Annotated in this window: 13 protein-coding genes; 5 read left to right on the top strand and 8 right to left on the bottom strand. The window is 69.8% G+C overall.

The window, feature by feature from the left end:
• Positions 1-47: 47 nt before the first annotated feature.
• Positions 48-638 carry a dTDP-4-dehydrorhamnose 3,5-epimerase gene (gene rfbC / locus IL992_RS24640; protein WP_193205730.1) on the top strand — a complete coding sequence of 197 codons (591 nt, stop codon included), beginning with the start codon at positions 48-50 and terminating at the stop codon, positions 636-638.
• Here the strand turns inward: rfbC and rfbD are convergent.
• From rfbD to rfbB, 3 genes are read right to left on the bottom strand one after another with little or no spacing between them, the layout of a single operon-like run.
• Complete coding sequence (gene rfbD / locus IL992_RS24645; RefSeq protein WP_193205731.1) at positions 620-1,459, bottom strand: dTDP-4-dehydrorhamnose reductase; 840 nt, start codon at positions 1,457-1,459, stop codon at positions 620-622. The two genes, rfbC and rfbD, sit on opposite strands and share 19 nt — an antisense overlap.
• Positions 1,456-2,448 carry an endonuclease/exonuclease/phosphatase family protein gene (locus tag IL992_RS24650; protein WP_193205732.1) on the bottom strand — a complete coding sequence of 331 codons (993 nt, stop codon included), beginning with the start codon at positions 2,446-2,448 and terminating at the stop codon, positions 1,456-1,458. The genes rfbD and IL992_RS24650 overlap by 4 nt, the downstream gene beginning before the upstream one ends.
• A gap of 18 nt (positions 2,449-2,466) precedes the next feature.
• Entirely contained in the window at positions 2,467-3,453 is a 987-nt protein-coding gene (gene rfbB, locus IL992_RS24655) for a dTDP-glucose 4,6-dehydratase (RefSeq protein WP_193205733.1), read from the bottom strand.
• Between the two features lie 334 nt (positions 3,454-3,787).
• On the opposite strand from rfbB, the gene IL992_RS24660 reads away from it, so the two are divergent.
• Both IL992_RS24660 and IL992_RS24665 read left to right on the top strand, forming a co-directional pair.
• Entirely contained in the window at positions 3,788-5,398 is a 1,611-nt protein-coding gene (locus tag IL992_RS24660; protein ID WP_193205734.1) for a DUF4082 domain-containing protein, read from the top strand.
• A 132-nt stretch (positions 5,399-5,530) separates the two neighbouring features.
• Positions 5,531-6,451 (top strand): phytanoyl-CoA dioxygenase family protein, encoded by a 921-nt coding sequence (locus tag IL992_RS24665; RefSeq protein WP_193205735.1) that lies wholly within the window; start codon positions 5,531-5,533, stop codon positions 6,449-6,451.
• On the opposite strand, the gene IL992_RS24670 is transcribed toward IL992_RS24665, so the two are convergent.
• The 5 genes from IL992_RS24670 to IL992_RS24690 all read right to left on the bottom strand — a co-directional run bounded on the left by IL992_RS24670 (position 6,441) and on the right by IL992_RS24690 (position 11,548).
• Positions 6,441-7,505 carry a glucose-1-phosphate thymidylyltransferase gene (locus IL992_RS24670; RefSeq protein ID WP_193205736.1) on the bottom strand — a complete coding sequence of 355 codons (1,065 nt, stop codon included), beginning with the start codon at positions 7,503-7,505 and terminating at the stop codon, positions 6,441-6,443. The two genes, IL992_RS24665 and IL992_RS24670, sit on opposite strands and share 11 nt — an antisense overlap.
• A 1-nt stretch (position 7,506) precedes the next feature.
• Positions 7,507-8,871: a sugar transferase gene (locus IL992_RS24675; protein ID WP_319018797.1), complete on the bottom strand. Its 1,365-nt coding sequence runs from the start codon at positions 8,869-8,871 to the stop codon at positions 7,507-7,509.
• A gap of 609 nt (positions 8,872-9,480) precedes the next feature.
• Positions 9,481-9,852 (bottom strand): hypothetical protein, encoded by a 372-nt coding sequence (locus IL992_RS24680; protein WP_193205738.1) that lies wholly within the window; start codon positions 9,850-9,852, stop codon positions 9,481-9,483.
• Between the two features lie 123 nt (positions 9,853-9,975).
• Positions 9,976-10,590 (bottom strand): GntR family transcriptional regulator, encoded by a 615-nt coding sequence (locus IL992_RS24685; protein WP_193205739.1) that lies wholly within the window; start codon positions 10,588-10,590, stop codon positions 9,976-9,978.
• Between the two features lie 10 nt (positions 10,591-10,600).
• Positions 10,601-11,548, bottom strand: a complete 948-nt coding sequence (locus tag IL992_RS24690; protein ID WP_193205740.1) for a DMT family transporter — start codon at positions 11,546-11,548, stop codon at positions 10,601-10,603.
• Between the two features lie 175 nt (positions 11,549-11,723).
• On the opposite strand from IL992_RS24690, the gene IL992_RS24695 reads away from it, so the two are divergent.
• Both IL992_RS24695 and IL992_RS24700 read left to right on the top strand, forming a co-directional pair.
• Complete coding sequence (locus IL992_RS24695; protein ID WP_193205741.1) at positions 11,724-13,820, top strand: sensor histidine kinase; 2,097 nt, start codon at positions 11,724-11,726, stop codon at positions 13,818-13,820.
• The gene (locus tag IL992_RS24700) at positions 13,817-14,170 is read left to right on the top strand and encodes a DUF742 domain-containing protein (RefSeq protein ID WP_193205742.1); all 354 of its coding nucleotides are present in this window, start codon (positions 13,817-13,819) and stop codon (positions 14,168-14,170) included. Before IL992_RS24695 ends, IL992_RS24700 begins: the two co-directional genes overlap by 4 nt.
• Position 14,171: the final 1 nt, after the last annotated feature.

Consider the following 14,171-nt stretch of genomic DNA (forward strand, 5'->3'; position numbering starts at 1 on the left):
TCGTGGCCTGCGTTACAAGAGGCTCATGACGTGGCAGGCTGCCCCTCATGGATTCCCTCAGCATTCCGGGCGCCTGGGTCCACACACCCCAGATCCATGCGGATCCGCGCGGTTCGTTCCTCGAGGCGTTCCGGGCGGCCGATTTGGTCGCGGCCACCGGTCACCGGCTGGAACTCGCCCAAATGAACTGCTCCGTCTCCACCAGGGGAGTGCTGCGCGGAATCCACTTCGCCGACGTCCCGCCCGGCCAGGCGAAATATGTCACGTGCGTTTCGGGTGCGATCCTCGATGTGGTCGTCGACCTGCGGATCGGCTCGCCCACCTTTCTGAAGTGGGACAGTGTGCGCCTGGACGAAGAATCCAGGCGCGGTCTGTACATCGCCGAGGGCCTGGGGCACGCGTTTCTCGCGCTCAGCGAACGGGCCACGGTCGTATATCTGTGCTCACAGCCGTACGCACCCTCCCGTGAGCACGGTGTGCACGCTCTCGACCCCTCCATCGGCGTCGAGTGGCCGGTGGAGGGCGCACCGATCCTGTCGGAGCGCGACGCCGCCGCGCCCACGGTGAAGGAACTCATGGAAGCCGGGGCCCTGCCCGTCTACTCCGAATGTCAGGCCTTCTACGCCTCCTTGAAATAGGGCCAGGCCGCGTGCAGGGCGTCGCGCCAGTCCCTGATGGGGGCGATGCCGGCGCAGGCCCACCTGCCGTGCCCGAGGACGCTGTTGGCCGGTCGTCGGGCCGGTCTGGGGTATTCGGCGGCCGTGACGGGCCTGACCCGATCCGGATCCGCGCCTGCCAGCTCGAAGACCTCCCGTGCCAGGCCGTACCAACTGGTGCTCCCGCGGCTGGTGGCGTGATAGATCCCCGGTGAGGCGCCCGCCGCCACCAGGCGGAACAACTGCGCGGCCAGGTCGGCCGTCCAGGTGGGCTGACCGACCTGGTCCGCCACGACCGAGACGGCGCCCTCGCCCGCCGCGAGCCTCGTCATCGTCCTGACGAAGTTCGGCCCGCCGCTCCCATAGAGCCATGCCGTCCGCACGACCGTCCCGCCGTTGCCGAGCGCCGCACGCTCCCCGGCGAGCTTGGTCCGCCCATAGGCGCTGACCGGCGCCGGCTCCGCGTCCTCGGCGTACGGCTCGGGCGCCGTGCCGTCGAAGACGTAGTCCGTGGAGAGCTGCACGAGCCGCTCCCGGCACACCGCCGCCAGATTGCGGACCGCGTGGCCGTTGACCGCGAGGGCCTCCTCCTCGCGGGTCTCGGCGTCGTCCACGGCCGTCCAGCCCGCGCAGTTGACGACCACGTCGGGGGCCGCGTCGCGTACGGCGGCCGCCACCGCGCTCGCGTCCCTGACGTCGAGATCGAGCCGCGTCAGCGCGACGACGTCCTCGCCCTCCTCTCGCAGCAGCGCCACCAGATCCGTGCCGAGCAGCCCGCCGGCGCCGGTCACCAGCCATCTCATGGGTCCTCCCGGGGGACGATCAGGTCGGTCAGCGTCGCGCGGTGGTCCGTCCCCGGCAGGGGCAGCGTCATGAAGGCGTCCACGGCGATGCGCCGGTCGGCCAGCACGTGGTCGATGGCCACCTTGGGGATGAACCACGGCTGTCCGAGGTACGGCCAGGTCGGGGCGAGCCCCTTGCCGGTCGCGTCGGCCGCGTCCCGGTAGCCGGTCGCGATCAGCTCTCGCAGGACCGTGTGGTCGAGCGTGGAATTGAAGTCACCGGCCAGAACGCGAAGCGTGCCGTCCTCGGCCGCCGGAAGCGCGCGGATGCTGGACGCCCAGCAGCCCGCCCGCCAGCCCTGTGACGGCGCGCAGGCGTGGACGGCCACCACGCTCAACCGGCCGCCGTGCGGAAGGGCGAGCCTGGCCGGGACCTGCCGGGGCCATCCGAACGGCGAACCGTCGGCTTCGAGCGGATAACGGGCGAAGACACCGCTGCCCATCGCGTCCGGGGCCGCCTCGCTCACCTCGAAGGGCAGCAGCCGCTTGAGACCGGCCGCGACGAGGCGGTCGCGCATCGGCTCCGTCAGCTCCAGCATGACCAGCACGTCCGGCCGGTGCCGCCGCACCGCGTCCAGGAGCGCGCCGACGGGCACGCTGCCATGGAGGAGATTGGCCGACAGCACCCGCAGCCGTTGCCCTTCGGCGATCCGGGCGGGGCAGTCCGGCAGGGCACGCGGAAGGACGGCGGCCCCGAGGGCGCCGCTCACCACCGCGGCCGCCAGGGCCGCGCGCCAGCGGCGCAGGGCGACCGCCACGGCGAGCGGCAGCAATGACGCCCCGGCGACGTACGGGGTGAAGGACACCAACTGTGACCACCGGAACTTGGGTTCCCAGCCGGTCAGGCGCAGCACCGACCACCCGGCGAACGGAATCAGGGCCAGCCACGGCGCGAGCGGCGCCCAGCGTCCTCGCGGCCTGTCCGCCGCGAGGGTCTTCGACTCCGCCACAGCGGACTCCACCACGCTCTACCGCCCGGTCCGGCGTGACGCGTCCCGGTGTGACGGCTTCCACCATGACGGATTGTCCTTGTACCACTGGACGGTCTCCGCCAGGCCCTCGTCGAAGCCCACCTCCGGCGCGTAGCCGAGGTTCCGGAGCTTGCCGTCGTCAAGGGAGTAGCGGCGATCATGTCCCTTGCGGTCCGCCACCCACCGAATCCGGTCCTGCGGCAGATCGAGAGCCTCCAGGAGGCGCGTGGTCAGCTCGAGGTTGGTGAGCTCCGCCGTCCCGGCGATGTGGTAGATCTCGCCGGGACGGCCGATCTCGGCCACCCGCTGGATGCCGCGGCAGTGGTCCGCCACGTGGATCCAGTCACGCACGTTGCCGCCGTCGCCGTACAGCGGGACGGTGCCCCCCTGGATCAAGGTCGTGATGAACAGTGGAATGATCTTCTCTGGATACTGGTAGGGGCCGTAGTTGTTGCCGCACCTGGTGATCGACACGGGCAACCCGTGGGTGATCGCATAGGAGCGGGCGATCAGATCGCCGCCCGCCTTTGACGCCGCGTACGGCGAGCGGGGCGCCAGCGGAGCGCCCTCGTCCCACGAGCCGGTCTCGATCGAGCCGTACACCTCGTCCGTCGAGACATGCACCACGCGGCGGACGCCCGCCGCGACGCACGCGTCCATGAGCGTCTGCGTGCCCAATACGTTCGTCCGGACGAAGTCCGCCGCCTTTTCGATGGAGCGATCCACGTGCGACTCGGCCGCGAAGTGGATCACGACGTCGTGCCCGGGAACCACGTCGGCCAGCAGTGCGCCGTCGCACACATCGCCCTGGACGAAGTCGTAACGCCCCTCGACAGGGGCGAGGTTGGCCAGGTTGCCCGCGTAGGTGAGCTTGTCGAGAACGGTGACGGACGCTCCGTGGAAGGCCGGATAGCCACCGGTCAATACGGTGCGAACATAATGCGAACCGATAAACCCGGCACCGCCGGTAACGAGGAGTTTCACGAGACGATCAACACCCGTCCTGATGTCGTGTACTGAAAACTCGGCAAAACCGATGCGACCCTGTTATCACTCTGGTAACAATGTCCCGCGGTAGTACCCATAGAACCATCAAACCGGACGAATGCGCGATCATCACGCGGGACGGAGTTCCACCATGGTCCATTCGGTCAGGGGTCGCGGCAATAGGGAGAGTGGCTTACGCCGGGGCCGCCGGGTCAACGCGGCCTTCGCGTTGCCCTTGCTGCTGGTCGTGGTGGCCGTTCCCGCTGTCTGGTTGGTGGCACGAGAGGGGGATGCCGGGAAAGAGCCGCACTCGGCGGCGACTCCCGCGCCCGTGGCGACGCCCAAGCTGCGGGAGGTCAGCTTCTGGACACCGGCCACGAAGCCCGAGGTCCCTGTACACGCCGATCATGCGCCGGTCGAGCTCGGCTCACGGTTCACCGTGACAGAGGATGGGTGGATCACCGGCGTCCGCTTCTACAAGGCGAGGGGCGAGAAGGGCAGGCACAGCGGCAGCCTCTGGGACGCCGACGGCAGGAGGCTCGCCACCGCCGCCTTCGTCAAGGAAACCCCGAGCGGCTGGCAGGAGGTCCGGTTCGGCTCTCCCGTCCAGGTCCGGGCACACGAGACGTACACGGTCTCCTATCACAGCGAGCACGGCACCTACGTGGCCAGACCCCTCGGCCGTGGCAAGGCGCCGCGATCGGGCCCGCTGACCGCGGTGCCGAGAAAGACCGGCGTCTACCGGTACGGCGACGGCGGGTTCCCCCGCGAGTCGAACCCGCGGAACTACCACTACTACGTGGACCCGATCTACCGCTGGTGGTGGCGGCCGCGGCCGTCCCACCCGACGACGCTCCCCTCGGCGGCCCCCTCACCGGCGGCCACCCGGTCCCCCGCGCAGTCTCCCGTCCAGACTCCTGTTCAGTCTCCTACGTTGTCTCCCGGGCAGACCGCCGGGCCGACGCGCGTTCCGACACCATCGCAGTCGGCGACCCTGTCGATCAGTCCCTCCGCCGAGATGCCCACCCCCACTCCCACACCCACGAGGACGCGGCACACCCCGACGCCCACGCCCACGGAGGCGGTGGAGAGCCCGGCGCCGACGCCGACGGTCACGAGGAGTCCGGCGACTCCCGTGCCCAGCCGGTCCGAGACCACCACGGCCCCGGACACGGGCGGGACGGCGTGCCCCGGCTATCCCACCCCGGCGTGCACCGGCGTGCCCAAAGGCACACGGCTGAAGACGCTCCAACCCGACTTCTACGGCGCCTACCGCGTGACCAAGGACGGGACGGTGCTGGACGGGGTGCACATCCCCGGCACGCTTTTGATCACCGCCCAGAACGTGACGGTACGCAACAGCCAGATCGACGGCGATGTGAAGAACGACTACGACGGCAAGATCTACCCCTTCACCATCAGCGACTCCACCGTCGGCCCGGAAAACGGCTGCAACCAGAGCGTCGGAATCTGGAGCGCCCAATTCACCGCCACCCGCGTCCACGTCCGCAACCACAGCGACGGCTTCAGCGTCTCCGGCGACAACGTCGTCATCCGCGACTCCTACGTCCTGCTCTGCTCACGCCCCGGCGACCACTCCGACGGCATCCAGACCGTCGGCGCCGGCCACACCCTCGTCTTCGACCACAACACCGTCGACCAGCGCTACGCACCCCAGCACACCGCACCGGTCTTCCTCGTCGACCCCAACACCGGCGTCCAGGTCACCGACAACCTGCTCATCGGCGGCACCTACACCATCAGAGTCAGAGCCGCCTCCGGCGCCGTCGTCCGCGACAACGCCGTCGTCAACCAAGCGTGGGACTACGGCCCCTCCGACTCCGACTGCCCCAAGACGACCTGGACGGGTAACAGGCTGGTCACCATCGACGATGAGTACAACGTGACCTCCACCGTGAAGAACCTTCCCTGTCAGGGGTGAGCGAGGCAGCGCCCGCGGTGGAGGGGACGCCATGACCGAATCGTCGGGCGGTCCCGCGAACCTGGCCCCTCTGGGACGACAGGCGATGGCGCGACCAGGCAAGGATCTGAGGGACACGACCTAGGGAGCCGCATGACAACGGTGTTCACGGGCAGCAGTCTGAATGACGACGATCGGCGTGACCTCGTCTACCGAGGAGACGTGTTCGTCTATTCGGCCACCTCGGCCTCGGCCGAGCTGGTGCTGTTCGCCCGCGAGTTGATCGAGGAGGCCTTCGGCGGGCTCGATCCTGAGACCGCGCAGCACGAGATGGACGTCGAGCGCTTCGCCGGGCTGCTCGCCGACCTCAAACCGCGGTTCATCCACCATCCGCAGTGCAAGAAACTGCTGCCGCTCATCCTGGAAGAGGTGGGCTGCTCGTTGGACAAGACCTACTTCGACGTTCCGCGGTTGCGGACGTCCACCTCCCACGACTACCTGACCTCCGGCATCTCCTACGCTTTCCACCCGCATCGCGACTGCTGGTACTCGGCGCCCTTCAACCAGATCAACTGGTGGATGCCGATCTATCCGGTGGTGCCGGAGAACGTCATGGCCTTTCACACCCGCTACTTCGACCAGCCCGTCGCCAACGGCAGTACCCGCTACGACTACGCGAAATGGAACGCTACAAGCAGGCATACGGCCGCCCGGCACATCCACAGCGACTCCCGCGAGCAGCCCAAACCCGAGGAAGAGGTGGAGCTCGACCCTCAGGTGCGGATCGTGCCGGAGGCAGGCGGCTTCATGCTCTTCTCCGGCGCCCACCTGCATTCCACGGTGCCCAACACCTCGGGCCGCACCCGATTCAGCATCGACTTCCGCACGGTGCACATCGACGACGTGCGGGCGCGCCGGGGCGCGGTCAACGTGGACGCGGCGTGCACCGGCACGACGCTGCGGGATTTCAGGCGCTGTGCCGACCTCGCCCCCATGCCCGAGGAGCTGGCTCTGGAGTACGAGGCCGAGGCCCTGACCCGGGCGCGCCAGGCATCGGAACCGCTCAGGAGCTGATCTGAACCTTGCTGTGGTCCCCCAGCACCAGACGATGAGCCTTCGGGGTGTCGGGTGCTGGGGTGACCTCGACGTCGTGCCCGATCAGTGACGCCTCGATCCGGCGGACCCCCTCGATGGACGCGCGGGACAGCACGATCGAATACTCGATCTCGCTCCCGCTCACCACGCAGTCGGCGCCGATCGAGGTGAACGGGCCGACGTACGAACCGCTGATGACGGTCCCGGCGCCGATGACCACCGGGCCGACGATACGGGAGCGGCGCACCGAGGCGCCGGCCTCCACCACGACCCGGCCGATGAGCTCGCAGTCCTCGACGTCACCCTCGATCCGGGGCTCCAGGGACTCGAGCACGAGCCGGTTCACCTCAAGCATGTCGGTGACGTTCCCGGTGTCCTTCCAGTAGCCCGAGATGATTGACGGCTCGACGTCGTGGCCCGCGTCGATGAGCCACTGGATTGCGTCGGTGATCTCCAATTCCCCCCGCCAGGACGGCTTGAGCTCCGCCACCGCCGCGTGCACGGCCGGGGTGAAGAGGTAGACCCCCGCCAGGGCCAGGTCGCTCTTCGGCTCGCGCGGCTTCTCCTCCAGGCGCACGACCCGGCCGTCCGCGTCCAGTTCCGCGACGCCGAACTGGCGGGGGTCGCTCACCCGGGTCAGCATGATCTGCGCGCTGGGCCGCCGCGTGCGGAAGCGTTCGACCAGGCTCTCGATGCCGCCCACGATGAAGTTGTCGCCCAGGTACATGACGAAGTCGTCGTCGCCGAGGTAGTCGCGGGCGATCAGCACGGCGTGCGCCAGCCCCAGCGGCGCCTCCTGCCGGAGGTAGTCGGCCTGCAGGCCGAACCGGGACCCGTCGCCCACCGCCGCCTCGATCTCGTCCTGGGTGTCTCCCACGACGATGCCGACCTCGCTGATGCCGGCGGCCGCGATCGACTCCAGGCCGTAGAACAGGACGGGTTTGTTGGCCACCGGGACCAGTTGCTTGGCCCGGGTGTGGGTGATGGGCCGCAACCGGGTGCCGGACCCGCCGGCGAGCACGAGGGCCTTCATGTCAGTAGGCCCCCCTGCCGCCGGTGACCGCGGACCACGTCTTCCACAGGATCTGCAGGTCCAGCATGAGCGACCAGTTGTCCACGTACCGCAGGTCGAGCCGGACCGACTCCTCCCAGGACAGGTCCGATCTGCCGCTCACCTGCCACAGTCCGGTCATGCCCGGCCGTACGACCAGGCGGCGGTGCACGTCCGTGCCGTACCGCTCGACTTCGGCGGGCAGCGGCGGGCGCGGCCCCACGAGCGACATCTCCCCCCGCAGCACGTTGAGGAGCTGGGGCAACTCGTCCAGCGAGTAGCGGCGCAGCAGATGGCCCACGCGGGTGATCCGTGGATCGTTCCGAATTTTGAACAAGAGGCCGTCCGATTCGTTGGACGCGGCCAGGACCGGCTTGAGCCGCTCCGCGTCCACGACCATCGTGCGGAACTTGAGCATGTGGAACTCGCGGCCGTACCTGCCGATCCTGGTCTGCCGGAACAGTGCGGGGCCGGGACTGGTGGCGCGGACGACCGCCGCGATGGCGAGCATCGGGATGACCAGGACCAGAAGGAACGCGCCCGCCACGATCCTGTCGAAGGCGTTCTTGACGAGGCGCCGGGAGCCCTGGAGGTCGGGGTGCTCGACGTGCAGCAGCGGCATCCCCGCGACCGGGCGGACGCTGATGCGCGGCCCCGCGACGTCCATCAGCGCCGGGGCGACGAACAGGTCGGTCCCCCGCGACTCGATCCCCCAGGCGAGGCGGCGCAGGGCGGCGCCGTGGAGTTCGGGACACGCGAGGACCGCGACCGCCTCGGCGTCGACCTTGTCGACCACGGCGGGCACGTCCCTGAAGTCCCCGAGCACGGGCACGCCGTCGACGTCGGAGCGTTGCCTCCGGTACTGCGCGCTCGGCAGGCAGGCCGCCACCACCCGCATGCCGTGGTACGGCTGCCGCCTGAGCTGCAGCACCAGTTCGTGGATGGACTGCCGGTGCCCCACGGCCACGATCGGCCGCATGTGATGTCCCTTGGAGCGCAGGCGGTGCAGCCGTTTGCGCATGCGGTGCCGGAACAGCAGCGTCAGCACGGTGGCGAGCGGCAGCATCGCCATGACATAGCTGCGCGCCACGTTGGTCTGGGTGAGGTACGCCCCGATCGCGACGGCCGCGACGAGCCCCAGCCCCGCCTGGGTGACCGAGCGGAACTCCTCCGTGCCCTCGCCGTAGGCGCGTCTGCGGTAGCCGCCGGCGACGCCCACGACCGCCGGCCAGAAGATCGCCAGAGTCACGCCGAACGCGATGTCGTACACCGGGATGAAGGCGCCGAACCACAGCCGGGTCAGCTCGACGCAGGCGAGGGCGAGAACCGCGCAGAGCAGGTCTCCCACCAGGAGGATTCTCGAATAGGAACGCGTCGGCACGCCCATCGGCAGCCGTACATGGACTTCATGGGGAAAAGACCCCGATTCCGCCAACTCCGCCTGCGATTCCATCTCACCGCGCCTAGGTAGCCGGACCGTCCAGGTGATTGACGCCCCTCAGGTCACAATGGTTGACCCACGCCTCAGTCAATTTGGGGCGCGCCCGCACGAAGATGATGTTAGACAGCGACCGCCCGGTAGGGAACGTACGCCTCCTGTCCACAATTGGTCGCAATGAGCCCACCTGAAGGACTTGACGGGAACGGTCCAAGATGCCGCCCCCGACCACCATCAGGTCATATACCAGTATTATTCACTCGATCGTAAGGGTTAAGCCAGACCTTCTCCGCCACTCCCACGGGGAGTATTGCCATATTCGTGCTTTTATGTCACCGATGCGCCGAAAACTCCCTTTGGTCGAATCGACTCTGAAATCGCACTCGACATTGCCGGTGCCGTCAATGACGTGGATTAGGGCGGGCGGACGCGGAGAGCGCGTGCGACCCGAGGGTGGCCGCCGAGGACGGAGGAGCCGACGTCGAGCGCTTCCGACGCCGACCTGCACGCGGTGGACTTCTAGTCGTATTCCAGGTCCGGTAACGGGGACGGCGGCTCCGGGCTGCGCCACACGACGACGTAGTCGGAACGCGCGCTCGCGACCGCCGTGCTCAGCCGGTCGAGGTCGAAGTCCGGCAGGTAGCGCAACCGGGCCAGGAAGCTCGCGTCGGTCGCCGAGTGCGGAACGACGCAGCCCTCGCCCTCACGGTCCAGCAGGACGATGAAGACGTCCTCCGGCTGGCCGGGAGGATCCTGGTCGGCATGGGCGCCGACGCGGACCTCGACCACGTCCTCCCAAGCGAGGGCCTCGACGCTGCCGTCGGCGTAGTGACGTGTCACGCCTTCTTCGGTGACGTACACATAGGTGTCCGGCACTGGGTTGCCGTGCATGGCCGCGATTGTGACGACTTGAAGCGGCGGCGTGCAAGAGAATCCGCAACCAAGAGAAACCCTGAAAGGCAATCCGCGCCCAAGACAGAACGTGCGAGACGAATCGCCCGGATCTCCTGCGGGTCAGGGGTGCCGCCACCGCAGATGCTCGCGCACCGCGTGGACGGCGGCGTCCGCCGGCCCCTCGGCGATGACGCGCAGCAGCGCGGCGTGCTCCGCCGCGAGCTCATGAGGATCCTCGTACGCGTGCCTGAGCCCGACCAGCCCGAGCCGCGTCTCGGCCGCGAGCGTGGCGTACAGGCGCTCCAGGCGGGGGCTGCCGGCCGCGGCGACGAGCGCCTCGTGCAGCGCCATGTGCTCGGCCACCACGGCCGCCCAGGGCGCGCCCGGCGGCAGGGCGGACAGGCGGTCCAGCGCCTCCTCCGCCGCCGTCACCCGGCGTCCCGCGACGGCCTGCGCCATCAGTTCCTCCAGCGGCCCGCGCACGTACATGAGGTCGGCCAGGTCGGCGGAGGTGATCACCGGGACGTACGCGCTGCGGTTGCGCTCGCGCCGCAGCAGTCCTTCGTGGACGAGCAGCGCCAGCGCCTCCCGCACGGTGGGGCGAGCCACGCCGTACCGGGCGGACAGCTCCTGCTCGGGCAGCGCGGCTCCCGGCTCGATGTCCCCGGACAGCACCCGCTCGCGCAGCGCGGCGGCGAGCGCCTCGACGGTGGAGACGGGCCTCAGCGTGGTCACGGTGCCGAGCCTAGTGGCGGCTTCCAGCCGCCGCTTTCGGCGTCTCGGGTGCGGAGGAGTCCGGCGTGCGCGCCCTGGCGGGCAGCGCCACCACGACCAGCCCCAGGGCGAGCAGCACCAGACCGGCCCACGAGACGAGGGACAGGTGCTCGCGCAACGCCACGACGCCCAGCAGGGCCGCGACGGCCGGCTCCGCCAGCGCGAGCGTGGCCGCCGTGGCGACGGGGGTCGTCCGCAGGCCCCGGCCGTACAGGAGGTAGGCCAGCCCGGTCGTGGCGCAGCCCAGGTAGAGCGCGGTCAGCAGGCCGCCCGGCCGCGCGAGCCAGCCCGGTCCGGTCAGCACGAGGACCGGCAGCATGAGCACCGCCGCGCCGCCGAACAGAACGCCCATGACGATCCCCGACTCCATGCCCCTGCCGATGGCCCGGGCCGCCACGACCGCGTAGAAGGCGTACAGGAGCCCGCCGAGGAGGGCGAGCGCGACGCCCCCCGCGTCCGCGCCACCGTTTCCCCCTCCTCCGCCGGTTCCCCCGCCGGTGACGAGCACCGCGCATCCGGCGACGGCGGCGGCCGTGGCCAGCGCCCAGCGCCCGCTCGGCCGCTCGTGTCCGACGATCCAGGACAGGATCCCGGTGAAGACCGGGCCGCTGCCGATGGCCACCACCGTGCCGATCGCCACGCCCGTCCTGCCGACCGCGGCGAAGAAGCACAGCTGGTAGGCCGCGACGGCGGCGGCGCCCAGGACCAGTGCCCAGCGCGTCGGAACGTTCCCATGGGAGGCGCGGCGGGTCCGGCAGTGCGTGACCAGCGCCAACGCGCCCAGCAGGGCCCCGCCGAGCACGAGGCGGGCCGCGGCCAGCGAGACGGAGCCGGCGGCGGCGAGGGTGCCCACGGTGCCCGCGGTCCCCCACAGGACGGCCGCCGCGACGACCGCGAGCGGGCCCGATCTGGAGTTCATGGAAGGATTGTCTGACAACTAGACAACCATAGGCAAGAGCTTTCTTCCGGAACGTCGAGACTGTCCTGATATGGGGCTGTGGCCCAAGTCGTTAGGAACGATCCCTGGTGGCCCAGCTTACGGATTGCTATGGTTTCGCCACTGTTAACACATGTGTAACCGACGGGCAGGTCTGATGGCTGGTCGGAAACGGTCCATCCGCTTCAAGATATTCGCGATCCTGCTGGTGCCTGTGACCGCCCTGGTGGTGATCTGGGGGTTCGCCGCCACCCTGACCATCGAGCAGGGGCAGCAGCTCCTGCGCATTCAGAAGGTCTACGACAACATCGTCTATCCCGTCAGTGAGGCCATCAACGAGCTGCAGAGCGAGCGGTTCGTGTCGGTGAGCTACCTCGCCTGGCGCACCTCGACGCTGCGTACCGACCTCCAGGTGCAACGCCGCAAGACCGACGCCACCGCGGTCCTGCTGACCCGCCTGTCGGAGCAGGCCCGGAACGAGACGCCTCCCGCCATGTGGGACCGGGTCCAGGACCTGATCAGGCAGATGGACCGGCTCGACGTCCTGCGCGGCCAGGTCGACGACCAGCGGCTCACCCGCCTCGACGTGATCGAGGAGTACAGCGCGGTCGTCGAGACCGCCCACCAGGTCTACGACCGGCTGATGATCTCCCCGGACATCGACATCATCGAGCAGACCAAGGCGCTCATCCTGATCACCCGCAGCCGCGAGCTGGTGAGCCAGCAGTCCGCGCTCGTGCTGGGCGCGCAGGCGTCCGGGCGGATGACGCAGGACGAGCGGGACGCCTTCTCCGGGATGGTCGGCAAGCGCCGCCTGCTCTACCAGCTCGGCACGAGTCAGCTCGACGCCGGCCTGCTCAAGCAGTACGGCACGCTGAACTCCACCCCGGTCTACACGGCGTTCGTCTCCCTCGAGGACGACGTGATCGCCAGGGTGCGGCCGGGCCAGCCGCTCCCGCCGGAGGCGATCGCCTGGCCGACGACGGCCCAGGCCCTGACCCGCCAGCTCACCGAGACGACCAACGCGGCCGCCGACGCCACCGCCGCCCGCGCCGTGCCACTGGCCCAGGGCGTGCTCTGGAACATCGGCGTCGTCGGCGCGCTCGGCCTGGCGGCCGTGCTCGCGACCGCGTTCATCTCCTTCCGGTTCGCCCGTACGGTGACCGGCGAGCTGAGCACCCTGCACCGCGCCGCGGCCGACCTGGCCGGGCGGCGGCTGCCCGACCTCGTACGGCGGCTGCGGCGCGGCGAGGACGTCGACGTGGCGGCGGAGACGCCGCCGGTGGCCCAGGCCAGCGACACCGTCGAGATCGAGAACGTCGGTCGCGCCTTCACCTCGGTGCAGCACACCGCGATCGAGGCGGCCGTCGGCCAGGCCGAGCTGCGCAAGGGCGTCAACAAGGTCTTCCTGAACCTGGCCCGGCGCAGCCAGTCGCTGCTGCAGCGCCAGCTCGGCATGCTGGACGGCCTGGAGAAGGAGATCACCGACCCCGACCTGCTGGAACGGCTGTTCGGCGTCGACCACCTCACCACCCGCATGCGCCGCCACGCGGAGGGCCTGATCATCCTGTCCGGCGCCGTGCCCGGCCGCGGCTGGCGCAACCCGGTCCGGCTGTACGACGTGGCCCGCGCCGCCACCGAGGAGGTGGAGGACTACCTGCGGGTGGACGTGAACATGCCGCACGGGTACTCGCTCGTGGGCAGCAGCGTCACCGACGTCGTCCACCTGCTCGCCGAGCTGATCGAGAACGCCACGGTCTTCTCCCCGCCGCAGACCCGCGTGCTGGTCAGGGGGGAGATGGTCGCCCGGGGCTTCGCCATCGAGGTCGAGGACCGCGGGCTCGGCATCCCCCCGGAGGAGCTGGCGCACCTCAACGCGCGGCTCGCCGACCCGCCGGAGTTCGACCTGGCCGACAGCGACAGGCTCGGGCTGTTCGTGGTCGGGCTGCTGGCCCGGCGGCACAACATCCGCGTCTCCCTGCGCACCTCGCCGTACGGCGGGACGAGCGCCGTGCTCCTGCTCCCGCAGGAGATCGTGGTGGAGAACGAGAACAGGGAACCGGTGGTCGAGCGCCTCGCCCAGCCGGAGACCTCGCCCCCAGCCCTGGCCCTCACGCCGCCCATCGGCGGCGCCGGGGACTCCCTCCCCCGCCGGGTGCGGCAGGCCAACCTGGCACCGCAGCTCAAGGAGGAGCGGGGCGACCTGTTCTCCTCCTTCCAGGCGGGCTGGCAACGCGCTCAGGAGGACTCGTGACCGAGCACGAGGACGGGCCGCTGCTGCGTCCCTACACGCTCACCCGTGGCCGTACGCGCCCGAGCGGGCCGGACTTCGACCTGATGACCATCATCAGGACGGCTCCCGCGGCGTACAGCGGGATCTCCGGGCTGGCCCCCGAGCACTGGCGGATCCTGCAGCTGTGCCGGATCCCCCTTTCCGTGGCCGACCTGGCCTCGGAGCTCGGCCTGTCGCTGAACGTCGTGCGCATCCTGCTGAGCGACCTGCGCGACCAGGGGCTGATCACCGCGCGGCCACAGGCCACGGTCGCCCAGCTGCCCGAGGAACGCATCCTCCGTGAGGTGATCCAGGGACTCCAGGCGCTGTGAG

Origin of the sequence: Microbispora sitophila (genome assembly GCF_014892245.1) — a bacterium.
GTDB classification, from domain to species: domain Bacteria; phylum Actinomycetota; class Actinomycetes; order Streptosporangiales; family Streptosporangiaceae; genus Microbispora; species Microbispora siamensis.

Excerpts from the sequence above, each read along its gene's own strand:
- IL992_RS24690 (WP_193205740.1), bottom strand. The coding sequence starts at position 11,548 with ATGAACTCCAGATCGGGCCCGCTCGCGGTCGTCGCGGCGGCCGTCCTG.
- IL992_RS24695 (WP_193205741.1), top strand. The coding sequence starts at position 11,724 with ATGGCTGGTCGGAAACGGTCCATCCGCTTCAAGATATTCGCGATCCTG.
- IL992_RS24670 (WP_193205736.1), bottom strand. The coding sequence starts at position 7,505 with ATGAAGGCCCTCGTGCTCGCCGGCGGGTCCGGCACCCGGTTGCGGCCC.
- IL992_RS24665 (WP_193205735.1), top strand. The coding sequence starts at position 5,531 with ATGACAACGGTGTTCACGGGCAGCAGTCTGAATGACGACGATCGGCGT.
- IL992_RS24680 (WP_193205738.1), bottom strand. The coding sequence starts at position 9,852 with ATGCACGGCAACCCAGTGCCGGACACCTATGTGTACGTCACCGAAGAA.
- rfbD (WP_193205731.1), bottom strand. The coding sequence starts at position 1,459 with ATGAGATGGCTGGTGACCGGCGCCGGCGGGCTGCTCGGCACGGATCTG.
- rfbC (WP_193205730.1), top strand. The coding sequence starts at position 48 with ATGGATTCCCTCAGCATTCCGGGCGCCTGGGTCCACACACCCCAGATC.